Raw genomic sequence first — 25,650 nt, 5'->3', positions numbered from 1 at the left:
AAAAGATCCTTACCGAATTTGCCGGGTATCGAACGACCGTTCTGTGACAGGCGATCCGCATGCGCCGAATGCACACGAAAGGTGCACGAAAGCCGCGATCGAATGGTCGGTCGACGATCGCCAACCCGTGCGCATCAATCGGCGGATTTCCATTGAAATTTATCGCCGGTCCATCAACAATCGACGACCCGCTGGCGGCGCGGCCAATTGTCGCCCGATGCGGCTGTTCTGGGCCCGACGCGGGTCAAGGTTGCACGCGCCGCGCGCCGTCCGCCGGCATGCGCGAAAATAACCGCCGCGCCGGCCTCGGAGGCCCGTCCGCCCTTGACACCCGCACGATGCGAACCACACTGGAATACGGGTGCGGCCGCCCCGTTTACCTGCCCTTTCGCATGCGCGGTTTTCGACCGGCCGACACCCGCAGGACGCGGTAACACTCTTGTATGTCAGGACATTGATTGAATAAAAAGCAACAAATTACAATTCCGTATATATTTCGCCGATGGACCAAAGAAAAACCGCCACACGCTCCGAGCCCCCCCTGCCACGCACCTGGGATGCGCGGCTCGCGCGCTCGCTTGTCCGACCGCTCGTCGATACGCCGGTCACCCCGAATCACCTCACTACACTGCGTCTGCTGATCGGCCTCGCCGGCGCCTGGTGTCTCGCGCACGGCGGTTTCGGCTGGAGCAACGCGGGCGCGTTCCTGATCGTCCTGTCGAACTTCGTCGACCACACCGATGGCGAGCTCGCGCGTATCAGCGGCAAAACCAGCAAGATCGGCCATTTTTACGACCTCGCGGCGGACGCGCTCGTCACGATCGCGCTGTTCGTCAGCATGGGCCTCGGCATCGTCGCTCAGGGCGGCCAGATGGCTGCGTCGCCGGTGCTGCTCGGCGCGGTGGCCGGCGCGGCCGTCGCACTGATCTTCTTCCTGCGCATGCGGATCGAATCGATCGCCGGCAAGGCCGGCACCAAGCAGGCATTCGCAGGCGGCTTCGAGACCGAGGACGTGCTGTACCTGCTGCCGCTCGTGACGCTCGTCGACGGCGTCGAGCCGTTCCTGCTCGCGGCGTCGATCGGCGCGCCGCTGTTCGCCGCCTGGGTCGTGATCGACTGGTGGCGCATCGTCCGGCGCGGCAACCTCCCGCAAGAAAACGCCGGGCCGCCCCAAGTTTTCTTGCCCCCCTCGGGGGGCCTGGCGCGCAGCGACAGGTCTGGGGGCGCTCAAAACCCTACTGAAATCCAGGCTTCCAAATGACTCCTAGCACGCGCGACGACTCCGTGCTGAGCCCGGCACGCCCCGCGCCTGCACGCGCGGCCGCGTCCGACCCCGATCGCACCGTGGCCGACCGCGTCGGCCATCTCGACCTCGACCGCCTGCGCGGCGACTATACGCGCCAGGGGTCGTTCCTGTATCTCGACACGTTCCTGCCGGCCGACGCGCACGCGAAGCTGGCGGCGGCCGCCCGCGCGATGCAGGCCGGCCTGAACCGCAATTACCTGCCCGGCCACAAACAGGGTGGCAGCGTGAGCCGCCATACGATCGACGAGCAGGCGCCGTACATCGCCGAACTGTACCGATCGAAGGCGCTGATCAGCTTCCTCGAGAAGGTCACGGGCGACAAGCTGATGCTGTCGCCGGACGACGATCCGCACGCGTACGCGCTGTATTACTACACGAAGCCCGGCGACCACATCGGCTGGCACTACGACACGTCGTACTACGACGGCCGCCGCTACACGCTGCTGATCGGCGTGATCGACGAATCGTCGTGCCGGCTCGACTACGAGCTGCACACGCGCAACCCGGACATGGCCGACGAGCCGGGCTCGGTGCAGATCGCCGACGGCGGCATCGTGCTGTTCGACGGCGACAAGCTGCGCCACCGCATCACGCCGCTCGGCCAGAACGAGATGCGCGTGTCGCTCACATTCGAATACGTGACGAACCCCGGCATGCGGCCGTGGAAGCGCTTCATCTCGAACATGAAGGACGCGATCGCGTATTTCGGTTTCCGCCAGGTGTTCAAGCAACTGGCCACGCGACGCACGACCGGGTCATGACACGCGCCGGCCTGATCCTGCTGTCCCTCGGGACGGCACTCTTCATCGCACTCCTCGCATGGCAAGGCGTCGGCGCCGTCGCGTCCACGTTTCTCGCGGCCGGATGGGGGCTCGCGCTCGTCGCGGCGTCCCACGTCGTGCCGCTCGTGATCGATGCGATCGCGATCTCGGTGATGTTTCGTCGCGGCCAGCCGGGCGCCGAGCTCGGCAACGCGCTGCGCGCGCGCTGGGTCGGCGAATCGGTCAACAGCCTGCTGCCTGCCGGGCAGATCGGCGGCCCCGTGCTGATGGTGCGCCACCTCGCGCAGCGCGGCACGCGGATGGCCGATGCGGCGGCGGCGGTCACCGTCAGCACGACGATGCAGGCGCTCGCGCAAATGGCGTTCGCGCTGATCGGCATCTGCGCGTTCAGCCTGTATGCAACGCACGAGTCGGTCGCGCACCTGCGCACGCCCGCGCTGATCGCCACCGGCGTGCTCGGCACCCTCGCCGCGCTGTTCTATGTCGCGCAGCGGCGCGGGCTGTTCGGCCGCGGCATGCGTCTCGCGTCGAAGCTGCTCGGCCCGCGCGACTGGTCGTCGCTCGCGACCCGTGCCGATGCGATCGACGCTGCGGTCGGCGCGCTGTACCGCGATCGTGCGAAGGTCGCGAAGACGTTCGCACTGAGCCTCGTCGGCTGGATCGTCGGCACCGCGGAAGTGTGGCTCGCGCTGCACTTCCTCGGGCACCCGGTCAGCTGGCTCGACGCGCTGCTGCTCGAGAGCGTCGGCCAGGCGATCCGCGGCGCGGCCTTCGCGATCCCGGGCTCGCTCGGCGCGCAGGAAGGCGGCTACCTGCTGCTCGCGCCGCTGGTCGGCCTGCCGCCCGACGCGGCGCTCGCGCTGTCGCTCGCGAAGCGCGCGCGCGAACTCGCGCTCGGCCTGCCCGGCCTGCTCTATCTGCATTTCAGTGAAAGAAACTGGCAGCGGCGCCGTGCGCCGCAGCCGCTCGCCGACTGATCGTTCAGATCCGCCGGCTTTTTGGTTGGAGAACCCATGCGAGCCATCATTCTTGCGGCAGGCCTCGGCTTGCGCCTGCAACAACCGCCCGAAGCGCAGTTCCCGAAGTGCCTGCTGCGCTTTGACGACGTTTCGCTGCTCGAGCGCCATTTGCGCGTGCTCGACGCCGCGGGCGTCGACGAGATCGTGCTCGGGCTCGGCTTCCAGTCCGAGAAGGTCGAGCAGGAATTGAAGCGCCTCGGCCGCCAGGCCGAAATCGTGCTGAACGAGCGCTACGACCTCGGCAGCGTGCTGACCGTGCATACCATCGCCGACGCGATGACGCGCGGCGGCGACGTGCTGCTGATGGACGCCGACGTGCTGTACGACGAAAACATCCTGCATGCGCTGATGGCCGATCCCGATAAGGCGGTCGACCGCCTGCTGATCGACCGCGACTTCGAGGCCGGCGACGAACCCGTCAAGCTGTGCGTGAAGAACGGCGTGCCGGTCGAGCTGCGCAAGCAGCTTGCGGTCGACCTCGACTACGACACGATCGGCGAATCGGTCGGCTTCTTCCGCTTCACCGAAGGCACCGCGCGCCGCCTCGCGACGATCGTCGCGGGCTACGTCGACAGCGGCCGCGCGAACATGCCGCACGAGGAAGCCGTGCGCGACCTGCTGCTCGAAGGCGGCCATTCGTTCGACATCGCCGACGTGACGGGCTCGCCGTGGATCGAGATCGACTTCCCGAACGACGTCGCACGCGCCACGCAAGAAATCCTCCCCCTGATTCAACGCACTACCGCAGGAGCCGCACGATGAACGCACGCGAACCCAATTTCACCGAATCGCGCAGCGCACGCCTGCGCCGCATGCTCGTCAGCAGCGACCTCGAATTCCTGATGGAAGCGCACAACGGCCTGTCCGCGCGAATCGTCCGCGAAGCCGGCTTCAAGGGGATCTGGGCGTCGGGCCTCGCGATCTCCGCGCAGTTCGGCGTGCGCGACAACAACGAGGCGAGCTGGACGCAGGTCGTCGACGTGCTCGAATTCATGGCCGACGCGAGCGACCTGCCGATCCTGCTCGACGGCGACACCGGCTACGGCAACTTCAACAACGTGCGCCGCCTCGTGAAGAAGCTCGAACAGCGCGGCATCGCCGGCGTCTGCATCGAGGACAAGCAGTTCCCGAAGACCAACAGCTTCATCGGCGGCGAGCGCCAGCCGCTCGCGGAAATCGACGAGTTCTGCGGCAAGATCAAGGCCGGCAAGGATTCGCAGACCGATCCCGACTTCTCGATCGTCGCGCGTGTCGAAGCGCTGATCGCAGGCTGGGGGATGGACGAGGCACTGCGCCGCGCGAACGCGTATGCGGAAGCCGGCGCCGACGCGATCCTGATCCACAGCAAGCTCTCGCGCCCGGACGAGATCCTGCAGTTCGCACGCGAATGGAGCGGCAAGGCGCCGCTCGTGATCGTGCCGACCAAGTACTACAGCACGCCGACCGACGTGTTCCGCCAGGCCGGCATCAGCACCGTGATCTGGGCGAACCACCTGATCCGCGCGTCGGCATCCGCGATGCAGGCGACCGCGCGCGAGATCCACGAGAGCGAAACGCTGATCAACGTCGAGGACCGCGTGGCATCGGTCAACGAGATCTTCCGCCTGCAGGACGCCGACGAGTACTCGGCCGCCGAGCGCATCTACCTGTCGTCGTCGTCACGCGCGTCGAACGCCGCGATCGTGCTCGCCGCGAGCCGCGGCAAGGGCCTCGAAGCCGTGACCGAGGACAAGCCCAAGGTCATGCTGTCGGTCGCCGGCAAGCCGCTGCTGCGCTGGCTCGTCGACGGCTTCAAGACGCACGGCGTGAACGACATCACCGTGGTCGGCGGTTATCGCGCCGACGCGATCGATACGTCGGGCATCAAGCTCGTGATCAACGAACGCCATGCGCAGACGGGCGAACTCGCGTCGCTCGCATGTGCGGCCGAACGCCTGACCGGCGACACCGTGATCTCGTACGGCGACCTGCTGTTCCGCAGCTACATCGTGCGCGACCTCGCGGAGAGCGAGGCCGAGTTCAGCGTGGTGGTCGATTCGTCGTTGACCGAGCCGACCAACCAGAGCGTGCGCGATTTCGCGCTGTGCTCGGCGGCGGACGATCGCGGCCTGTTCGGCCAGAAGACCTATCTGCAACGCGTATCGAGCGACGTCGCCGCAGGCACGCCGCACGGCCGCTGGATCGGCCTGTTGAACGTGCGCGGCGCGGGCGTCGATCGCCTGAAGGCGATGCTCGCGACGCTGCAGGCGCGCGACGATTTCGACACGCTCGACATCCCGTCGCTGCTCAACGAACTGATCGCCGCCGGCGAGAAGATCGAGGTGCAGTACGTCCACGGCCACTGGCGCGGTGTGAACGATCTCGAAGACTTCCGCCGCGCGGGCGACTTCGCGCACGGCCAGACGCCGCTGTCCGAACCGGGCACCGGCAACGGGGGCGCGCAATGATCGAAGCGGCACAGTTCGTCGAGGCCGCGCGTGAGCGCGGTTTCGACTGGTACGCAGGCGTGCCCTGCTCGTACCTGACGCCGTTCATCAATTACGTGCTGCAGGACCCGACGCTGAATTACCTGTCGGCCGCGAACGAAGGCGACGCGGTCGCGCTGATCGCCGGCGCGACGCTCGGCGGCAAGCGCGGGATCGCGATGATGCAGAACTCGGGGCTCGGCAACGCGGTGAGCCCGCTGACGTCGCTGACCTGGACGTTCCGCCTGCCGCAACTGCTGATCGTCACGTGGCGCGGCCAGCCGGGCGTCGCCGACGAGCCGCAGCACGCGCTGATGGGCCCGATCACGCCCGCGATGCTCGACACGATGGAGATCCCGTGGGAGACGTTCCCGACCGACCCCGAACAGGTCGGCCCGGCACTCGACCGCGCGATCGCGCACATGGACGAGACGGGCCGCCCGTACGCGCTCGTGATGCAGAAAGGCAGCGTCGCGCCGTATGAACTGAACGCGAACCCGGCGGCGCAGCCGCGCGCGCATGTCGCCGCGCAATCGACGTCGCGCGCCGCGTCGACCGATGCGTGGCCGACCCGCCAGGACGCGCTGCAGCGCGTGATCGCGCACACGCCGGTCGACTCGACCGTCGTGCTCGCGTCGACCGGCTTCTGCGGCCGCGAACTCTACGCGATCGACGATCGCCCGAACCAGCTGTACATGGTCGGCTCGATGGGCTGCCTGACGCCGCTCGCGCTCGGCCTCGCGCTCGCGCGCCCCGACCTGCGCGTGGTCGCGGTCGACGGCGACGGCGCCGCGCTGATGCGGATGGGCGTGTTCGCCACGCTCGGCACCTACGGCCCGGCCAACCTCACGCACGTGCTGCTCGACAACGGCGCGCACGAATCGACGGGCGGCCAGGCAACGGTGTCGCGGCACGTATCGTTCGCGGGCGTCGCGGCCGCATGCGGCTACGCGTCGGCGGTCGAAGGCGACACGCTCGACGTGCTCGATACGGCGCTGGCCGGGTCTCACGACGGTGCCCAGTTCGTGCGTCTCGCGATCCGCACGGGCGTGCCCGACGGCCTGCCCCGCCCGACCGTCACGCCGGTCGAGGTCAAGACCCGTCTGATGCGGCACATCGGCGCCGCGCAGACCGAAGCCCACGCTGAAGGAGCCCTTTGATGCTGCTGCTGAACCCCGGCCCGGTAACGCTGACCGAACGCGTGCGCCGCAGCCTGCTGCAACCCGACCTGTGCCATCGCGAAAGCGAATTCTTCGATCTGCAGGATGAAGCGCGTGCGCGCCTCGTCGCCGCCTACGAACTCGACCCGGCCGAATGGGCCGCCGTGCTGATGACGGGCTCGGGCACCGCCGCCGTCGAGAGCATGATCGCGGCGCTCGTGCCGCAGGACGGCAAGCTGCTCGTGATCGAGAACGGCGTGTACGGCGAACGGATCACGCAGATCGCCACGCAATACGGCATCGCGCACGATGTGCTGAAGCACGAATGGATGCAGGCGCCCGATCTCACGCAGATCGCCGCGCGCATCGACGCGGGCGGCTACTCGCACGTCGCCGTGATTCATCACGAAACGACGACGGGCCGGCTGAACGATCTGGGCGCAATTGCCGAGGTGTGTCGTTCGCGCGGCGTGAAGCTGCTCGTCGACGGCGTCAGCAGCTTCGGCGCGGAAGCGCTCGATTTCGCCGGCGGCGACATCGACGCCGTTGCCGCGACCGCGAACAAGTGCCTGCACGGCGTGCCGGGCGCGGCGTTCGTGATCGTGCGCCGCAGCGCGCTCGCGAAGGCCGCAAGCCGCACGTACTACCTCGATCTCGGCCGTCTCGCAAAGCTGCAGGATCAGCGGAATACGCCGTTTACGCCGTCGGTGCACGCGTACTACGCGCTCGTCGAGGCGCTGCGCGAGTTTGATGAGGCTGGTGGATGGCGCGCGCGTCATGCGCATTACAAGGCGCTCGCCGATCAGGCGCAAGCCGGGCTTGCTGCGCGCGGGATGCCGTTGGTGCTGCCGGAAGGTGCGTCGTCGGTTGTGCTGCGCGCGTACCGGCTGCCGCAGGGCGTCACGTACGAGACGCTGCACGACGGGTTGAAGGCGCGTGGCTTCGTGATCTACGCGGGGCAAGGCGGGTTGTCGAAGGAGCTGTTCCGGATTTCGACGATGGGGGCGATTCAAGCGGCTGATGTCGATCGGTTGCTGGAGGGTTTTACTGCGCTGACGCGGTAAGCCGCTGCTTTTTTCGCCGACATGTCGACAAAAGGCCCGGCATATGTGAACTGAACCGCGGAAGTTGGACGGTTCAAGAATGCTGGGCCAAGAAGGCTGAACCGCTTGGAAGAAGCGCCTGGCAGCCGCCTTGTCGCGGCGCTTCTGTCGCAATATGTCCAGTTCGACGCCATGCTCGTCGACCGCCCGCCACAGCAGGTAGGGCTAGCCGCGCAGTGACACGAACATTTCATTCAGGTGCCAAGTGCTGCTCGGCTTGCGCCGTGCAGTCGTGACGTTATGCGCGAAGCCCGGGCCGAACTTGTCGCGCCAGCGGCGGATCGTCTCGTGGCTGGCGACCACGCCGCGCTCGAACAGCAGTTCCTCGATGTCGCGCAGGCTCAGTTGGAAGCGGAAATACCAGCGGACCGCCTGGCAGATGATCACCGATGGGAATCGATGGCCGTGGTAGGGCGATTTCTTTTTCATCGCCGCAGCTTACCCGACACCCTCCGGCAACGTGACAGCGCTATTAGCGACTCTAAATCAATGGATTGAACCGGGATGCGGCGGATTTCTCGCGAATCCCGGCCAAGCCTCAACTCCACAGGTCAATCCACATTACGCACACTGATTACTTGAATTCACCTAGTTCTTTGGCCTCTTCACATGTCCTGAAACTATGGCTGCCCACGCGATCATTAGCACCAACCACAACGTAATATGGTAGTAGGCCGCTGCCGTTTGCGGAGACCTGGTAATCCCAGCACTCACCATCCCGACCCCTTGTAATTTTCTGCGGAGCCTGAATTCGCCGCACATCCTTGCCAAATGCCCCCTCTTTTTTAGAGGACGCCATCACGATCGGATGACCAGCGGCATGAATACGCGCCATGCCGTCCGCACAACCCGTCAAACTTACCGCGCTCATAGAAAATAAAAGAGTAAAAGTCCATTTATTCAGCATAACCAACCTTTCCATATAAAGCTGTTCTTCAAGCTACCAAAGCATAAGCACAAAATTCGACCTGGATCGGCTTCAAGCGAGTGTAGTGCTCCAGTTTCCATTTTCGCGGCCAATCCCCAATTGTTTGTAGCCACCGACCGGCATCTCAGCAGGCGACTCACCCCAAGTGTTTCCCAGACAAACGCTTGCTTCACGCCGATGAATCACGCGATGCGCGCGGCTGAGATTTTCGGCTGCAACGCCCGCAGCCAATCCGTACTCAGTGTTGTTGGCACGTCGAAGGAAATGTCCAAAAGATAGATGAGAGTTGGGACAGTGGGTGTGATATCGGTTAGGCAACCATTCGATCATGGCCAATTTTTTAGTTGTCAATTCATTCCGGATACCGAATTATGTTTTTCGTAAGTCGTAATTTCAGCATGCCGAAGGAGAATCATCTGCGGCTGCTTCCTTGCCTCTGCTGCATTGGAAGACCCAGATTTTACTCATCCCGCGCTCTTGTTCTGTCACGTTTTGTACTGCTCCCGTGCACGGGACCATGAGGAGCTGCTGCCAAGATGCGTTAATCTCATACATTGGCATATGACCGGAGAATTTGTCGAATTTTGTGATCAGAGATACGAAGCCGCGCGCCATAGGAGCGTAGGTCGTGTCGAGCGCCCAGGCCTGGTTGGCCCGCTCGATCTTCATGCCGCGCAGTAGGGCACGCCTGTCGCGGAGGTCTGCCACAAGATGAGGATCAGCGACGCGACGTTTTACAACTGGCGGACGAAGTACGGTGGGCTGTCGCCCTCGGAGTTGCCCGGCTGAAACAGCTTGAGGAAGAGAACGCAAAGCTCGACGGGTTGAATCCGCAGCCGAGCACCAACGCTCTATCATACGTTCCCAGGAAATCTGCAAAGCCCCCCCCTTTTCCCATCGAGACCATGAAAATCCGTCGCTTCGTTCCTTTGCTGGCGCTTGCCGCTGCTCCCGCCGTGCACGCCACCGACAGCCAGCCTTGCAGCGACGATACCGTCACGGCCATCGCCCGATGGGCCGGCATCGTGAGCGCACGGATCGCCACGCGCGACGCGGACCGGCTCGTCGTCGCGTCGGCGTGCAAGGTCATGCCGAACGCGCCGGATACGACGATCGCGGCCGTCGCGTTCGATTCGCTTCCGAAAAGCAAGAACCCGGACGACAGCGACAAGCTGCAGATCGTCGCGCTCGTCGAGGGCGGCAAGGTCGTTGCGGCCGAGCGGTCAGTGGTCCAGGAAGATGCGCTCACGGAGGTCGGCGAGAACAGCTATCGCATCGATACGGCACCTTACCGGTTGTCGCCGGACGTTCGCGCGTTCGGTGTCGTGTTCTCGAGCAGCGCGCGGGGGCCGAGTTGTCCCGACGCCGCTGCCAGCGAAGAATTGACGCTGTGGGTACGCGAAGGCAACCGCATCCGCCCGGTATTCGGCACCAACCTCTACGGCTGGGTCAGTAGCGAAGGCACCGCATGCGGCACCGGCGACGCACGCAGCGAATCGGCGCGCATGACGATCGCCGTCGAGAAAGCCTCGAGCCACGGTTTCGCAGACCTGTCGATCACTGCGCACATCACGAAGACGCAACGCAAGGACGGCGACTACTCGGACACGGGCACACGCACCGCACGCACGGTCGTCCGCTATGACGGCAAGACGTACGGAATCGATATGTTCCGAAACTTCTGGTATCCGCCTTCGGCGATGAAATAACGCAGTGACCTACTCCGCCACCTTCGGCCCGATCGCCTCGCTCGGCGCCGGCCCCCGCAACACGTCATCACGCACGCGTCGCGCCTCGCGCGCCGTATATCGATCCTTCAGCCGCAGGAACGGTTTTTCGACGAGGAAGTAGCTGGCCGTCGCGGCCATCAGCGCCCACACGATCCCAAGCGGAAACGCGTGCGCGACCGGCAGGTCCGGGTTCGCAAACGGCTGCTGCCACAGATAGAGACTGAACGAGATCGTGCCGATGAACACGACCGGCCCGGCGCGCAGCCAGCGCGCGCACCAGAACTCGTTACGGAAATTCAGCACGACGATCACGATCGCGATCAGCGCGGCTTCGAGCGTCACGCCGTATGTCGCATTCCAGAAGCCGCCGAGCCGATGTTCGGCGAGCGGCATCCCGAGCAGCACGACAACGATGATCGCCGTCACGATGTGCGTCTCGCCGCGCCACGAGCGGATCCACGCTTCGAGCCGTTCGCGGTTGAGCGACGCATAACAACCGATCAGGATCGGATCGACGCCGGTGTGCAGCATCATCCCGAGCTGCCCGCGCAGCGCCGGCGCAACGAAATACGTGACGGCGCGCACCAGCGGCACGATCAGGATCAGCGCGGCCAGCCAGCGCGTGCCGCGGCGGCGGATGCCGTACGCGAACAGCAGCGGCCAGAACCAGTAGAACTGCTCCTCGAGCGCGAGCGACCAGAAATGGCCGAGATACCACGCGCCGTCGCGATGCACCAGGTTGTCGGCGGTCAGCCCGAACCACGCCGAGTAATTCCACAGGTGCAGCGCGGCATACAGCCACTGCCGGCGATCGACGTCGAACCAGCCGGCGAAGGCCACGATCGCGACGGCCGCGAGATAGACGTAGCAGGCCGGCCAGATCCGCAGCGCGCGGCGCACGTAGAACGACGTCAGCGCGATGCCACCGGTGCGCGAGAACTCGGCGCGCAGCACGTTGGTAATCAGGAAACCGCTGAGGACGAAGAAGATCAGCACGCCGAGCTTGCCGTCGGCGATCAGCCGCAATGGCGCATACCAGCCCGTGTAGCCGCCGGGCAGCACGTGCTCGGCATGGCCGACGACGACCATCGACACGGCGACGGCGCGCAACCCGGTCAACTGCGTGACGCGATGGTTCATCGACTGATTCCCGTTGGCACGGTAAAGAAGCAGGAGATAGGCAGGCGCCCCCGATCCGGCGCACCGATATGCCGCCGGGATTTTGTATGAAAAATATCGGAATGAAATTGCTTCAAAAATCCCGGCGCGAACACCGGCGGCGACGCACACGATAGCGAGCCAACGTCCGGCGCGGCGAATGGGCATAATGACAAGCCTTGTCCGGCGGCGGCCGGCCGATGCCTGCGCAACGAGTTTTTTGCGGCGCCGCAATATTCAAAGTACCGTGCCCGCCCGCACACCGGCCCGCTCGTCCGCCTCCTGTCGACCCTTACCCGGAGCCTGTCTGTGTACCCACCGATCGAACCCTACGCCCACGGCCACCTCGACACCGGCGACGGCCATCGCATCTACTGGGAGCGCTGCGGCAACCCGGCCGGCAAGCCCGCCGTGTTCCTGCACGGCGGCCCCGGCGCGGGCTGCAGCCCCGATCATCGCCGCCTGTTCGACCCGGAGCGCTACGACATCCTGCTGTTCGACCAGCGCGGCTGCGGGCGCTCGACGCCGCATGCGAACCTCGAGAACAACACGACGTGGCACCTGGTCGCCGATATCGAACGCCTGCGCGAGATGGTCGGCGCCGAGCAATGGCTCGTATTCGGCGGCTCGTGGGGCAGCGCGCTGTCGATCGCGTACGCGGAAACGCACCCGGAACGCGTCAGCGCGCTGATCGTGCGCGGCATCTTCACGATGCGCCGCGCGGAATTGCTGTGGTACTACCAGGAAGGCGCGTCGTGGCTGTTCCCCGACCTGTGGGAAGCCTTCGTCGCGCCGATTCCGGAAGCCGAACGCGGCGACCTGATGGCCGCCTACCATCGCCGGCTGACGGGCGACGACGAAGCCGCGAAGCTCGAAGCCGCGCGCGCGTGGAGCATCTGGGAAGGCCGCACGATCACGCTGCTGCCCGATCCCGCGCTGGCCGCGCACTTCGCGGACGGCCACTATGCGCTCGCGTTCGCGCGGATCGAAAACCACTACTTCGTCAACCACGGTTTCGTCGAGGAAGGCCAGTTGCTGCGCGACGCGCATCGCCTCGCCGGCATTCCCGGCGTGATCGTACAAGGCCGCTACGACATCGCGACGCCCGCCCGCACTGCGTGGGATCTGTCGAAGGCGTGGCCGGAAGCGACGTTCGAGATCGTGCCCGGCGCCGGGCACGCGTATAACGAACCGGGGATCCTGGAAGCGCTGATCGCGGCGACGGACCGGTTCGCGGATTAGCCACGCAGCTTCAGGAGGTCGTTTCCCGGCGCGCGGCGCCCGCCCCGGTGGAAGCGTCGGGATTCGACCACTGCTCCCAGTCGCTCTGCTTCGGCGGCTTCGTCGCGCGTATCAGCACCAGCGCAATGCAGAACGTGACGATCGCGTAAACCGTGATCGGTTGCCACGGGATGGCGATGCGCCGGTATTCGTGCGGCAGGTAGCGCACCAGCGGCGTCGCGACCGACACGTAGCTCAACAGCATCGCCAGCATCGCGACGGCGGACGTCATCAGCGACATCCCGCAGCACCACATGCGTTGCCCGCGTGGCGCGACAGCGGTGCCGACGGCCAGCGCGATCGCAGCGGCGATCAGCAGGTCCATCGGCCGGCCATTCGGCAGCAGGTAGCCGAACGTGCCGGTACGCATCGTCGCGAACGAGATCGCCCAGTAATGCAGCGCGGACGAAGCGGCCAGCAGGCCGACGAATGCGAAGCGCCGTGCCGTCGGTTCGATCGCGGCGTGCGGCAGGTTCAGATAGTCGTTGCTCAGCCGGTTGTACATCAGCGCGAGGCCGGCGACGCCCAGCGGCAACCCGATGAGCACCGTGATCCACGACGACAGCATGAGCGACGCGGCGCTCAACACCACCCAGGTCGCCACATCCAGCGTCCGTCCCCATCGGCGACGAAGTGCCAGCGCAATGTGACCGACGAGACCGGCGATCGCCGCCGCGAACGACACGCCCTGCAGCGCCCACATCTGCCCGGACCATGACGAGAACGCGGCCAGCGACCGTTCGTGCAGGAACAGCATGAACGGGACGAACGCCAGCAAGGCCGTGATGTTTTGCAGGATGCCGTGATACGCGATCACGCGAATCGTCGTATAGCGGCGGGAAACGGGAATGGCAGCGCCAGTTGCGGACATCGGGCATGCGTGAATGAGCCGGTCGGACCGGCAGCATACTCCTTGATCCGCGCCGCCGCGCCGTGCTTATGCGGTCACAGCGCGGTTTCGACGATCGTCCTGCCGCTGATCGCCCGCTCGACGAGTTGCTCGTCGCCGACCTTGCGGATCGCGTCGTCGAGCAGCCCTTCCGGTTCTTCGGTTGCGACCTTCAAGAGACCCGACAGGCCGCGCGCGTCGAGCACCACCAGCGTCTCCATCGAATCCGCGCGGCTCACGAGCACACGGCGCAACGCCGGCCCCGCGCCGAAGCTCGCGCAGAGCGCAATCGTCTCGCTGCCGAGCGTGTAGTCGAAGTGCTTGATCATGGTCTGTCGCCGTTGCAAGGGAATGGTGACACGCGACGGCGCGGCGCCGTGACGTCGACGCACCCGCGCGTGCCGCCGGCGCCGGACCGGGGCCCGATCCGTTCGCCGGCATTACCATGCTAGGCGTGCAGTATTAACGAAGACTTAAACGGCGAAGCGCCCGGGCGGGCGGCATCGCGCGACGTTACGGCGCCTCCAGCGGCTCGACCGTCACGCCGACCTTCAGCTCCTGATCCGCGCCGCCGCCGCGGATCACGCCGCGCAGCGGCGTCACGTCCGCGTAGTCGCGGCCGATCGACAACATCACGTAGTCGTCGCCGGGCGCGCGGTCGTTGGTCGGATCGAGCTGCAGCCAGCCGCCGTCCTCGGGCCACGCCGGGTCGTACACCTCGACCCACGCATGCGACGCGTCGGCGCCGATCAGCCGCGGCTGCCCGGGCGGCGGCTGCGTGAGCAGATAGCCGCTCACGTAACGCGCGGCCAGCCCGAGCGAGCGCAATGCGCCGATCATCACGTGCGCGAAATCCTGACAGACACCCTTGCGCAGCCGCAGCGCGTCGAGTGCCGACGTCGTGATGTCGGTACTGTTCGGCGTGTAGGCAAAGTCGGCGTGCACGCGCCGCATCAGGTCCCATGCGGCCTGCACGAGCGCCCGGTGCGGCGTGAAGCTCGCGGCCGCGTACGCGGCGAGTTCGGGATCGCACGCGACATGCGGCGACGCGAACACGAATTCGCTCGCCGCGTCGTAGGGCTGCCCCGCGCGAAACCGCAAGCGGTCGCGCACGGCTTCCCATTCGGTCGCCTGCTTTCCATCGGGACGCGCGATCGCGGGCGGCGGCGCGCCGCGCGCACCGAGCGACCACACGGGCGGCGTCACGCGCACGGTGCTGCAACTGCGCACGAGCAGCGCGTCGTGCGGCTGGTTCAGCGCGAACGACGCGCGTGCGTTGCCGAATGCGTCGATCTCCGTGCAGACCGATTCCGGCGCGGGCTCGATGTCGAGCGCGAACGACAGCACCTGCTGCCGCGGCGTCGCGAGCGGTTGCAGGCGGGCCTGGTGCTGGGCCGATTCGACGCGTGCCGCGTAACGGTATTCGGTATCGTGCGTGACGCGCAGCAATCGGCCGGGCGCAACGGCGGCCGGCGCAACCGGTGTCGCCGGTGCGACCGGTGCCGCAGCCTGCCGTGCGTGCCCGGAACCGGACGGCGTTTTCGCCGCGCCTTTCGTCGTCACCATAGCGTCCTGCCCGCCTCGCGTACGTGGCTGAAATAGCGTTCGCCGATCCGGTTCGACAGTTCCCAGACCGCCCTCACCGTCGCGTCGAGCGCATCGAGCAGCTTGTCGTGCCGGCCGCCGTCGGCGGTTTCGCACAGTTCGTGCAGCGACCACGCGGGCACGTCCGGAACCGTCTCGGCCAGCTCCGACAACGCATAACCTTCGCTGCGCTCGACCTTCGTCAACCGGCCGCGCAGCGCCTGCACGACCCAGCCGAGCGAGCGCGGGTTGTCGGTATCGAGCACGACGAGCGACAGCAGCGGCGCGACGTCGAAGCCGCGCTGAAAACGCGAGCGGAACGTGATCGTGCTGTCGAACAGCTCCAGCACGAGCTCGAAGCCGTCCTGCCGATGCACGGCGCCCTCGTCGAACGCGAACTTCAACACGGCGCACAGGAAGTCCAGCCGTTCGATCTGCCGGCCGATCGACAGCAACCGCCAGCCGTCATCGCGCGTCATGTTGTCGGTCTGCGCGCCCGTGATCGCGCCGAGCAGCAGGCCGAGACGCTCCAGCAACTGCAGCGCGTCGTTGCCGATCTGCTCCTCGGCTTCCGGCAAACCGGCGCTGTCCGCGAACAGTTGCGTCGCGTCGTCGATCAGCCGCCATTGATCGCTCGACAGCCGCTCGCGGATCGCGGCGGCGGCGCCGCGCATCCCGAACAGGCACGACGCGACTCCCGACGTGCGATCCGCGCCGCGCGTCAGCGACGTCGCGAGCGCGTGCTGGAACGCACGCGGCGCATCGACGGCGTTCGGCGCATCGGCCGCGATCAGGCCGGTGTCGCGACACAGCGTGTCGATCAGCTCCAGATGCGCGGGACTGTCGACGTCGTCCTCGCCGCGCAGCCGCTCGAGCGCGGCGCGCGCGAGGCGCATCAGGTTGGTCGCGCGCTCGGTGTAGCGGCCGAGCCAGAACAGGTTCTCGGCCGCGCGGCTCGCGATCGCGCGCGGCCGCTCGACGAGGTCGTCGGGGCCGAGGTGCGTTTGAAGCAGCGTCGTCGAATCGACGATGCCTTCGGTCATCACCCACGTATCGACGGTGCTGCCGCCGCGCGGCATCGGCGCGTTGAACAGCGTGTCGCGCGTGCCGACCCGCGACAGCCCGCCCGGCAGGAGGCGCCAGCGCTGCGCGCCGTCGGCGAGCGCGAAGACGCGCAGCAGCACCGGCTTCGGCACGATGCGCGCACTGCCGTTGCCGTCGGGCGCGTCGTGACGCGGCCAGGTCGGCGCCTGCGACAGCGGCAGGTCGGCCTGCACCGTGTAGTGTTCGGGCTGCGCCAGGATCCGCGCGCGCCACTCCGCGAGCTGCGCCTGCGTGAGCCGCGCGCCGATCACCGGCTCGAACGGGCCGCCGGCCTGCACGTCGGGCGGATACGACGCCTTCACGATGCCGCGCGCGAGCTGCGGTAGCGCGTCGTCACAGGCGGCCGCCTCGCCGCACCACCATGAATGCACGGCCGGCAGCGTCAGCGTTTCGCCCAGCAGCCCCTCCGCGAGTCGCGGCATGAAACCGAGCATGGCCGGCGATTCGAGAAAGCCCGAGCCCGGCGCGTTCGCGAGCAGCACGTTGCCCGCGCGCACGGCCTGCAGCAGCCCCGGCACGCCGAGCATCGAATCGGGCCGCAGTTCGAGCGGATCGAGCCACGCGTCGTCGACGCGCCGCAGGATGCCGTGCACGGGTTCGAGCCCGCGCAGCGTTTTCAGGAACACGCGGTTGTCGCGCGCTGTCAGGTCGCCGCCTTCGACGAGCGTGAGGCCGAGGTAACGCGCGAGATACGCATGCTCGAAATAGGTCGCGCTGTGCGGCCCCGGCGTGAGCAGCACGATCCGCGAATTCTTCGCGGTCGGGCTGAGCGCCTGCATGCTCTGCAGCAGCGCGCGGTACGCGGACGCGAGCCGCTGCACGCGCAGCCCGCGAAACCCGCGCGGAAACAGCCGCGACACGATCAGCCGGTTTTCGAGCAGATAACCGAGCCCGGCCGCGCCCTGCGTGTGCTGCGCGACGATCCGCCACTGCCCGTCCGGGCCACGCGCGAGATCGAACGCGACGACGTGCAGCCACGTGTCGCCCGGCACGCGCGCGCCGCGCATCGCGCGCAGGTAGCCGGGATGCCCGGTGACGAGCGCGGGCGGCAGCAGCCCGCGCTGCAGGATCGTCTGCGGCCCGTACAGGTCAGCCATCGTCGCGTTGAGCAGCCGCACGCGCTGCAGCACGCCGCGCTCGATCGCGACCCAGTCCTCGGGCGTGACGATCAGCGGCAGCAGGTCGAGCGACCACGGGCCAACCGCGCCGGCGCCGGCGCGCTGCTCGTGCAACTGATAGAACAGGCCGTTCTCGCGCATGCGCCGCTGCAGCGCGTCGGCGCGGCGATCGAGGTCGGCCACGCCGTCGCTGCCGATCGACGTGAAAAAGCTGCGCCATGCAGGCGCGAGCGCAGGCGCGTTCAGGCCGGCCGCGCTGCCGCGCAGTTCGTCGTAACGGCCGGTGGCGGCCGGCGCCGCGAGCGCGGCGGCCAGTTCCGCGGCGTCCGGCTGCGCGCCGGTATCGAAAAGCGTGGGCATCGCGTCGAGGGCGGCGAGATGATCGGTTTGAATGGGCGACACAGTATCGTTTCGTCTTCAGGGTGCGGCCGCGCACGGGCGCCGCCGCATGAGCGGCGGGCCGTTGCGCGCGGCCGCAATCTGCCCGCATCCTAGCACTCCGGCGGGGCCGCTATCGACCGGTGCGCCGGGAGAACGCGAGCCGCGCATCGTCGTGATGCCTGTCATCGGCCGGTCAGGGCCGCCGCAGGTCGAGCGTGAACGGGAATTCGCGGCTCGGCGCGGCGGCCGAGACGTCCATTCGCCCCGGCGTATGCCCCATCTCGACGAAGCGCGCGAGCCGGCGACTCTCGGCCTCGTACGCATTGACGGGGAACGTCGCGTAGTTGCGGCCGCCCGGATGCGCGACGTGATAACGACAGCCGCCGAGCGAGCGCTGCAGCCACGTATCGACGATGTCGAACGTGAGCGGCGCATGCACGCCGATGGTCGGATGCAGCGCGGACGGCGGCGCCCACGCCTTGTAGCGCACGCCCGCGATGTATTCGCCGACGGTGCCGGTCGGCTGCAGCGGCAGCGCGCGACCATTGACGGTCACGACGTGCCGGTTGTCATTCAGCCCCGTCACGCGCACTTCGAGCCGTTCGACCGACGAATCGACGTAGCGCACCGTGCCGCCGGGCGCGCCCTCCTCGCCCATCACGTGCCACGGCTCCAGCGCGCCGCGCAGCGACAGCTGCATCCCGTTCACCGCGATCTCGCCGAACAGCGGGAAGCGGAATTCGAAATGCGGCGCGAACCAGGCCGGATCGAACCCGAAACCGGCATCGCGCAGTTCGGCCAGCACGTCGTCGAAATCCATCTGAAGAAACGCCGGCAGCATGAAGCGGTCGTGCAGCGCGGTGCCCCAGCGCGTCAGCGGCGTCGTGTACGGCGCTGCCCAGAAACGCGCGACCAGCGCGCGCAGCAGCAGTTGCTGCACGACGCTCATCCGCGCATGCGGCGGCATCTCGAACGCGCGCAGTTCGAGCAGGCCGAGCCGGCCGGTAGACGAATCCGGCGAATACAGCTTGTCGATGCAGAATTCGCTGCGATGCGTGTTGCCCGTCACGTCGATCAGCAGGTTGCGCAGCACGCGGTCGACGAGCCACGGCGGCATGTCCTGCCCGTACAGCAGCTTGTTGCGCTGGATCTCCGCGAACGCGATGTCGAGTTCGTAGAGCTGATCGTTGCGCGCCTCGTCGACGCGCGGCGCCTGGCTCGTCGGCCCGATGAAGAGCCCGGAGAACAGGTACGACAGCGACGGATGGTTGTGCCAGTACGCGACCAGGCTCGCGAGCAAGTCCGGACGGCGCAGGAACGGGCTGTCGGCCGGCGTCGCGCCGCCGAGCACGAAGTGGTTGCCGCCGCCCGTGCCGACGTGGCGGCCGTCGACCATGAACTTCTCGCTGCACATCCGCGACTGCCATGCGGCGTCGTACAGGAATTCGGTGTGGTCGACGAGTTCGTCGAAGCTCGCGGCCGGATGGATGTTCACCTCGATCACGCCGGGATCGGGCGTCACCTGCAGCATCTTCAGCCGCGCATCGCGCGGCGGCGGGTAGCCTTCGAGCACGAGCTTCACGCCGAGCGCGTGCGCGGTCAGCTCGATCGCGCCGAGCAGTTCGAGATAATCCTCGAGCGCGGCGAGCGGCGGCATGAACAGGTACAGGATGCCGTTGCGCACTTCGACGCACAGCGCGGTGCGCGTGATCCACGCGGCCGATTCGAAGCGCTCGGGCCGACGCTGAGGATCGTGCGCGGCGGGCCGCCCGTCTGCGGCCGTGCCGTCGTTGCGCCACTGCATCACGGTCTGCGCGGACGCTTCGCGATGCACGCCGGACAGGTAGCGCGGCGCGTCGGCCGGCCCCGCATAACGCGCGCGGATGGCGGCAGCTTCCGGCAGCGCGGTGCGCGGCGCGAACGGATCGCGTTCGACCAGGTGCGGATGATCGGCACGCGCGGCCCATGGCAGCGAATCGAGCGGCAGCCGATAGCCCATCGGCGAATCGCCGGGCACGAGGTACATCCGCTCGTCGCGGAAGAACCACGGGCCGGTCTGCCAGCGCGGCCCGTCGAGGCCCGGCCGATGGCGGCCCCGCCCATCTTCCGTGCGCTGGACCGGCAGCACGTAGCCGACCACACTGTCGAGCTGCTGCTCGAACACCTTGCGCAGCCGCGCGCGTTCGAGCTCGTCGTCGAGGCGCGAGTCGAACGGGTCGACGTTGACCGGCAGCCGGCGTTCGCGCCACAGGTAGTACCAGACGTCCTCGTAACCGGGCAGGATGAAGTCGCCGGTCAGGTTCAGCCGCGCGGCCAGCGCGTCGATGAAGCGCTTCGCGTCATCGGTCGTACAGGCGGACGGCTCGCGCTCGTCGGCGAACAGCGATGGATCGTGCCACACGGGCTGGCCGTCCGCGCGCCAGAAGATCGACAGCGCCCAGCGCGGCAATTGCTCGCCCGGATACCACTTGCCCTGCCCGAAATGCAGGAAGCCGCCGTCGCCGTATTCGGCGCGCAGCCGCTGCACGAGTTCGGTCGCGTAACCGCGCTTGGTCGGTCCGAGCGCATCGGTATTCCACTCGGCGCCGTCGCGATCGTCGATCGACACGAAGGTCGGCTCGCCGCCCTGCGTGAGCCGCACGTCGCCGGCCGCCAGTGCGCCATCGACCTGCGTGCCGAGCGTGCGCACCGCGTCCCATTGCGACTCCGTATACGGCTTCGTCACGCGCGGCGATTCGTACACGCGCGTCACCGCCATCTCGTGCTCGAACGACACCTCGCACTCGTCGATCAGCCCTTCGACCGGCGCGGCGCTGGTCGGCTGCGGCGTGCACGCGAGCGGGATATGCCCTTCGCCGGCGAGCAGGCCCGAGGTCGGATCGAAGCCGATCCATCCGGCGCCCGGCAGGTAGACCTCGCACCATGCGTGCAGGTCGGTGAAGTCGACCGACGTGCCGCTCGGGCCGTCGAGCGACTTCACGTCGGGCGTGAGCTGGATCAGGTAGCCCGACACGAAACGCGCGGCGATGCCGAGATGCCGGCACAGCTGCACGAGCAGCCACGCGCTGTCGCGGCACGAGCCGGACGCGAGTTCGAGCGTCTGCTCGGGCGTCTGCACGCCGGGCTCCAGCCGCACGAGATAGCCGATGTCGCGCTGCAGTTGCTGGTTCACCGCAACGAGGAAGTTCACGGTGCCGGCCGGCGTAAGGTCGACGCCGTCGACATACGCGCGGAACAGCGGCGACGCGCTCGTCTTCGGATCGCACGCGAGATACGGCGCGAGCTCGGTCTTCAGCGCATCGTCATAGCTGAACGGGTATTGCTCCGCGCTGGCTTCGAGAAAGAAGTCGAACGGGTTGTACACCGACATCTCGGCGACGAGATCGATCGTGATCTCGAAGGATTCCGTGCGCTCCGGAAACACGAGCCGCGCGAGATAGTTCGAGAACGGGTCCTGCTGCCAGTTGATGAAGTGCTGCGCGGGCTCGACCGTCATCGAGTACGCGACGATCGGCGTCCGGCAGTGCGGCGCGGGCCGCAACCGCACGACCTGCGGGCCGAGATTGACGAGCCGGTCGTAACGGTAGCGGGTGGTGTGATGCAGCGCGACGTGGATGGACATGGGAGCTCGGTTCGGGTTGGGCCGGCCGCACGCGTCGCGTCGCCCTCGACGCGGCGGCCCGGCATGGCGGATTCGGCGAAAGCGCGCGTCAGGTCAGACGAATTCCGGCGACTGCACGACGCTGATCTCGACGCCCACGGCCGTCGCTCCGAGCCCCGTCACCGGCTGCGCGTCGCGATAGTCGAGGCCGACCGCGATACGCACGTAGCGCTCGTCCGGGCAGCGGTTCATGAACGGATCGAACCCGACCCAGCCGAGCCCTTCGACATAAGCCTCGGCCCACGCATGGCCGGCCGGCTGCTGCGTCAGCGCGGCGGCTTGCGGCTGCGCGCCGAGCGCCGGATGCGGCACCCCTTGCGATTGCGACTGCGACTGCCCCGCATGCGACGCACCGAGCACCTGCTGCATGTCCTCGCCGCTCTGCAGCGCGAGCGCTTCCTCCTCCTCGTCGGCCACGTTCTGCTTCGCGTCGGCGATGCGCTGCATCGCGCTGTCGGCGAGCACGTAACCCGAGATATAGCGCGCGGGAATCTTCAGCACGCGCGCGGCCGCGATGAACGCGTGCGCATGGTCGCGGCTCGTGCCCTCGCCGCTTTGCAGCGCGGTTTCCGCATCGACGGGCGCGTCGGCGGCCAGGTTCGGCGCGTACGCGATGCGGCCGTGCACTTCCGTCATCAGCCAGTGCAATGCGTCGAGGCCATGCGGCTCGATCGGCAGCGCCTCCGCGAGCGCGCGCACGGTGTCGCCCGCCTTCGTCAGCGCGGTCTCGCGCTCGAAGATCCACGGCGGCGCATAACCTTCCGGATTGCCGAGAATGCCCGCGCGGTCCTGCGTCTCGACGACGCCGGCCGCGATGACGACGATCTCGGCCTTCGTGCCGCGGTCGTGGCGCACGAGGTCGATCCGGTTGCCGAGCCCGTCGGCGTACGACAGCGTCGGCTCGACGCCGTCGATCGTGACCTGCCACGCGCGCACCGTCTGCCCGGGGCCCGACTGCGGGCGCAGCCGCAGCCGTTGCAGCGCATGGGTGGCTTGATCGTCGAACTGATAACGCGAGATGTGTCGAATGGCGAGTCGCATGGCAAGTCTCAGTCGAAGTTGTAGGCCTGGGCGATTTCGAGCCCGAGGCTGTTGTTGCGGCCGATGAAGTCGGTCAGGAACTCGTGCAGGCCGCTCTTGAAGATCCGCTCGACCGAGGTGTCGGACAGCATTTGCAGGATCTTCGTGGCCGTGTCGTGACACGGATGTGTCACGCCGTAATCCTTCGCGAGCAGGTTCAGGCTCGACACGACGCGCCCGTAGCAATAGCGCAGCGAACGCGGCATGCGGCCGTTCAGGATCAGGTAGTCGGCGATGTTCAGCGGCTTGTACTGCACGTCGTACACCCAGCGGTACGAACGGTGCGCGGCCACGCAGCGCAGGATCGTCTCCCACTGGTAGTTGTCGAGGATCGTGCCGACGTGCGACACCGACGGCAACAGCAGGTGGTATTTGACGTCGATGATCCGCGCGGTGTTGTCCGCGCGCTCGATGTATGCGCCGATCTGCGCGAAATCAAAGATCTCGTTGCGCAGCATCGTGCTGTAGAAGCTGCCGAGGATCAGCGCGGTTTCGCGCTTCACCTCGTCGAGCACGGCCGGCAGCTCGCTCTCCGGCACCGGCTCCGCAAGCGCGCGGCGCAGCGCGAGCCACGCGCCGTTCACGCTCTCCCACGCTTCGCGCGTGAGCGCCGTGCGCACCATCCGCGCGTTCGAGCGTGCGGCCTCGATGCACGCCAGCACGCTCGACGGGTTGTCGCGGTCGCGCAGCAGGTAGTCGGTCACGGTATCGGCCGCATACGCGTCGTATTTCTGCCGGTAGCCGTCGTCGGTGCCCGAGCTGACGAGCACCGACGACCATTCAGCCGGCGCGTCGGACGTGCGCGTGAGCGCCATCCGCAGCCCGGCATCGACGATGCGCGCGATGTTCTCCGCGCGCTCGATATAGCGGTACATCCAGTAGAGACCGCTTGCAGTACGTCCCAGAAGCATCTCGTGTCCACTCCGTCTTCGTTCGGTTCGCGCGCCGGCTCCGGCGCGCGCAGTCGTGTCCGGCTCAGTCGGCCAGCACCCAGGTGTCCTTGGTGCCGCCGCCCTGGCTCGAGTTGACGACGAGCGATCCCTCCTTCAGCGCGACGCGGGTGAGCCCGCCCGGCGTGATGCGGATCCGGTCCGACACCAGCACGAACGGCCGCAGGTCGACGTGGCGCGGCGCGAGGCCGGCTTCGGTCAGGATCGGCGTCGTGGACAGCGCCAGCGTCGGTTGCGCGATGTAGTTCGCGGGCCGCGCACGCAGCTTCGCGGAGAACGCCTCGAGCTCGGCCTTCGACGCGCACGGCCCGACCAGCATCCCGTAGCCGCCCGAGCCGTGCACTTCCTTCACGACCAGTTCGTCGAGATGCTCAAGCACGTACTTCAAGCTGTCGGCCTCGCCGCAGCGCCAGGTCGGCACGTTCTCCAGCAGCGCCTTGCGGCCCGTGTAGAACTCGACGATCTCCGGCATGTACGAATAGATCGCCTTGTCGTCGGCGATGCCCGTGCCGGGCGCGTTCGTGATCGTGATGTTGCCCGCGCGGTAGACGTCCATGATGCCCGCGACGCCGAGCACCGAATCGGGGCGGAACGTGAGCGGGTCGAGGAACGCGTCGTCGACGCGCCGGTACAGCACGTCGATCGGGCGGAAACCCTCGGTCGTGCGCATCGCGACGCGGCCGTCGACCACCTGCAGGTCGCTGCCCTCGACGAGGTGCACGCCCATCTGGTCGGCGAGGAACGAATGTTCGTAGTACGCGGAATTGTGGATGCCGGGCGTCAGCACGGCGATGGTCGGGTTGTCGGCGTTGCCGCCCGGCGGGCACACGGCCGCGAGCGACTGGCGCAGCATCTGCGGATAGGTCTCGACCGGGCGCACCTTCACCTGCTGGAACAGCTCGGGGAAGAGCTGCATCATCGTCTCGCGGTTTTCCAGCATGTACGACACGCCGGACGGCGTGCGCGCGTTGTCCTCGAGCACGTAGAACTCGTTCTCGCCGGTGCGCACGATGTCGACGCCGATGATGTGCGTGTAAACGTTCCCCGGCGGCCGGAAATCGATCATCTCCGGCACGAATGCTTCGTTGTGCGCGATCAGGTGCTTCGGCACGATGCCCGCGCGCACGATCTCCTGCCGGTGATAGATGTCGTCGAGGAACGCGTTGAGCGCCATCACGCGCTGCTCGATGCCGAGCGACAGCCGGCTCCATTCCGCGCCCGAGATGATGCGCGGGACGATATCGAACGGGATCAGCCGCTCGGCGGCCTCCGCGTCGCCGTAAACGGCAAACGTGATGCCCGTCTTGCGGAACACACCTTCCGCGTCGTGGGCTTTCTGGGCGAGGCTCGCGGGATTTTGCGTGTCGAGCCACCGCTTCAGGCGCGCGTAAGGCGCCCTTACCATGTCGCCGGATTGCAGCATTTCATCGAATGGCTTCATCGATCTTTTCTCCATCGATCGTTTTCCCCGGCATTGCGCATGCCGGACCGGCGTAATGAATGCTTCGCAAGGAACGTGCCTTGCGATATCCCGTCGATATCCTCCCCCCTTTTTGTGCCGCGCCGGGCACGCCCGCGCGGCATTCCGCACCACAACGGTGCAGCACCCGGCGCGACGCGCGGCAACGGTGCGCCGCGAGCGCGCACGGCCGATGCTGCGCCGCGTCTTTCGAACATAGTTCTCCCGCGTGTCACGACTGTGCAATCTGCACTGCACAAAAAATGGCCTGCCCGGGGCGCCCTGGCACACCTGGAACGCCGGCTCAGCGGCCGCCGGAACGTCGGGACGAAAAGGCGGGCCGGCACGCATACAGCGCAGCCGGCCCTGGGGAAGTACCGTCTGCGGCAGCGCGGACAGCTCGACGCGATGAACTGTCCGGTTAGCCGGGTCCGGCACCTCAAACCTATGCAGCCGTAATCCCGCCGACAACGCCCATGCATATTTCGACTG

19 protein-coding genes and 3 pseudogenes are annotated in these 25,650 nt (G+C 67.2%); 10 read left to right on the top strand and 12 right to left on the bottom strand.

Translation table 11 applies throughout. The features are described from left to right. Positions 1-502 precede the first annotated feature (502 nt). Genes VL15_RS34930 through VL15_RS34900 form a run of 7 tightly spaced genes read left to right on the top strand, consistent with a single transcriptional unit; the run spans position 503 to position 7,796 of the window. Positions 503-1,261, top strand: a complete 759-nt coding sequence (locus VL15_RS34930) for a CDP-alcohol phosphatidyltransferase family protein (RefSeq protein ID WP_048251360.1) — start codon at positions 503-505, stop codon at positions 1,259-1,261. After that, complete coding sequence (locus tag VL15_RS34925) at positions 1,258-2,067, top strand: 2OG-Fe(II) oxygenase (RefSeq protein ID WP_048251359.1); 810 nt, start codon at positions 1,258-1,260, stop codon at positions 2,065-2,067. The genes VL15_RS34930 and VL15_RS34925 overlap by 4 nt, the downstream gene beginning before the upstream one ends. After that, a complete protein-coding gene (locus tag VL15_RS34920; protein ID WP_048251358.1) occupies positions 2,064-3,065 on the top strand; it encodes an HpnL family protein in 1,002 nt (333 codons plus the stop codon). The genes VL15_RS34925 and VL15_RS34920 overlap by 4 nt, the downstream gene beginning before the upstream one ends. 36 nt (positions 3,066-3,101) lie before the next feature. Further along, entirely contained in the window at positions 3,102-3,869 is a 768-nt protein-coding gene (locus tag VL15_RS34915) for an NTP transferase domain-containing protein (RefSeq protein ID WP_048251357.1), read from the top strand. Then, on the top strand, positions 3,866-5,554 hold the full coding sequence (gene aepX / locus VL15_RS34910; RefSeq protein WP_048251356.1) for a phosphoenolpyruvate mutase: 1,689 nt from the start codon (positions 3,866-3,868) through the stop codon (positions 5,552-5,554). Before VL15_RS34915 ends, aepX begins: the two co-directional genes overlap by 4 nt. Continuing rightward, entirely contained in the window at positions 5,551-6,732 is a 1,182-nt protein-coding gene (gene aepY, locus VL15_RS34905; protein WP_048251355.1) for a phosphonopyruvate decarboxylase, read from the top strand. The genes aepX and aepY overlap by 4 nt, the downstream gene beginning before the upstream one ends. Further along, positions 6,732-7,796: a 2-aminoethylphosphonate aminotransferase gene (locus VL15_RS34900; RefSeq protein ID WP_048251354.1), complete on the top strand. Its 1,065-nt coding sequence runs from the start codon at positions 6,732-6,734 to the stop codon at positions 7,794-7,796. Before aepY ends, VL15_RS34900 begins: the two co-directional genes overlap by 1 nt. A gap of 84 nt (positions 7,797-7,880) precedes the next feature. Here VL15_RS34900 and VL15_RS34895 read toward each other — a convergent pair. From VL15_RS34895 to VL15_RS41125, 3 genes and pseudogenes are all read right to left on the bottom strand, one after another. Beyond that, a pseudogene (locus VL15_RS34895) lies at positions 7,881-8,264 on the bottom strand (IS6 family transposase); the annotation flags it as partial. Between the two features lie 145 nt (positions 8,265-8,409). Beyond that, a complete protein-coding gene (locus VL15_RS42300; RefSeq protein WP_155420354.1) occupies positions 8,410-8,742 on the bottom strand; it encodes a hypothetical protein in 333 nt (110 codons plus the stop codon). Positions 8,743-8,770: 28 nt separating this feature from the next. Next, positions 8,771-9,024, bottom strand: a pseudogene (locus VL15_RS41125) (aldehyde dehydrogenase family protein); the annotation flags it as partial. A gap of 420 nt (positions 9,025-9,444) precedes the next feature. On the opposite strand from VL15_RS41125, the pseudogene VL15_RS42295 reads away from it, so the two are divergent. Next, positions 9,445-9,590, top strand: a pseudogene (locus tag VL15_RS42295) (transposase); the annotation flags it as partial. Between the two features lie 78 nt (positions 9,591-9,668). Beyond that, on the top strand, positions 9,669-10,472 hold the full coding sequence (locus VL15_RS34885; protein WP_048251351.1) for a hypothetical protein: 804 nt from the start codon (positions 9,669-9,671) through the stop codon (positions 10,470-10,472). A 9-nt stretch (positions 10,473-10,481) separates the two neighbouring features. Here VL15_RS34885 and VL15_RS34880 read toward each other — a convergent pair whose 3' ends face one another. After that, positions 10,482-11,633 carry an acyltransferase family protein gene (locus tag VL15_RS34880; RefSeq protein WP_048251350.1) on the bottom strand — a complete coding sequence of 384 codons (1,152 nt, stop codon included), beginning with the start codon at positions 11,631-11,633 and terminating at the stop codon, positions 10,482-10,484. A gap of 327 nt (positions 11,634-11,960) precedes the next feature. Between VL15_RS34880 and pip the strand changes: the two genes are divergently transcribed. Further along, positions 11,961-12,893 (top strand): prolyl aminopeptidase, encoded by a 933-nt coding sequence (gene pip, locus VL15_RS34875; protein ID WP_048251349.1) that lies wholly within the window; start codon positions 11,961-11,963, stop codon positions 12,891-12,893. Between the two features lie 10 nt (positions 12,894-12,903). Here the strand turns inward: pip and VL15_RS34870 are convergent, their stop codons facing one another. The 8 genes from VL15_RS34870 to VL15_RS34835 form a co-directional block, all read right to left on the bottom strand. Further along, positions 12,904-13,803: a hypothetical protein gene (locus tag VL15_RS34870; RefSeq protein WP_230684590.1), complete on the bottom strand. Its 900-nt coding sequence runs from the start codon at positions 13,801-13,803 to the stop codon at positions 12,904-12,906. Between the two features lie 74 nt (positions 13,804-13,877). Further along, positions 13,878-14,150: a hypothetical protein gene (locus tag VL15_RS34865; protein ID WP_048251347.1), complete on the bottom strand. Its 273-nt coding sequence runs from the start codon at positions 14,148-14,150 to the stop codon at positions 13,878-13,880. A gap of 184 nt (positions 14,151-14,334) precedes the next feature. Further along, on the bottom strand, positions 14,335-15,387 hold the full coding sequence (locus VL15_RS34860) for a transglutaminase family protein (protein ID WP_048251346.1): 1,053 nt from the start codon (positions 15,385-15,387) through the stop codon (positions 14,335-14,337). Next, positions 15,381-17,987, bottom strand: coding sequence for a circularly permuted type 2 ATP-grasp protein (locus VL15_RS34855; protein ID WP_048251371.1), 2,607 nt, complete (start codon positions 17,985-17,987; stop codon positions 15,381-15,383). The genes VL15_RS34860 and VL15_RS34855 overlap by 7 nt, the downstream gene beginning before the upstream one ends. A gap of 214 nt (positions 17,988-18,201) precedes the next feature. Then, positions 18,202-21,630, bottom strand: coding sequence for a DUF2126 domain-containing protein (locus tag VL15_RS34850; RefSeq protein ID WP_048251345.1), 3,429 nt, complete (start codon positions 21,628-21,630; stop codon positions 18,202-18,204). A gap of 93 nt (positions 21,631-21,723) precedes the next feature. Then, positions 21,724-22,710, bottom strand: a complete 987-nt coding sequence (locus VL15_RS34845) for a transglutaminase family protein (RefSeq protein WP_048251344.1) — start codon at positions 22,708-22,710, stop codon at positions 21,724-21,726. A gap of 8 nt (positions 22,711-22,718) precedes the next feature. Further along, the gene (locus VL15_RS34840; RefSeq protein ID WP_048251343.1) at positions 22,719-23,660 is read right to left on the bottom strand and encodes an alpha-E domain-containing protein; all 942 of its coding nucleotides are present in this window, start codon (positions 23,658-23,660) and stop codon (positions 22,719-22,721) included. A gap of 64 nt (positions 23,661-23,724) precedes the next feature. Beyond that, positions 23,725-25,140 (bottom strand): circularly permuted type 2 ATP-grasp protein, encoded by a 1,416-nt coding sequence (locus VL15_RS34835; RefSeq protein ID WP_048251342.1) that lies wholly within the window; start codon positions 25,138-25,140, stop codon positions 23,725-23,727. Positions 25,141-25,650 lie beyond the last annotated feature (510 nt).

The organism is Burkholderia cepacia (assembly GCF_001039005.1).
Taxonomy (GTDB): domain Bacteria; phylum Pseudomonadota; class Gammaproteobacteria; order Burkholderiales; family Burkholderiaceae; genus Burkholderia; species Burkholderia theae.
The sequence above is the reverse complement of the archived record's forward strand: the minus strand, read 5'-3'. Positions and strand labels throughout refer to the sequence as shown.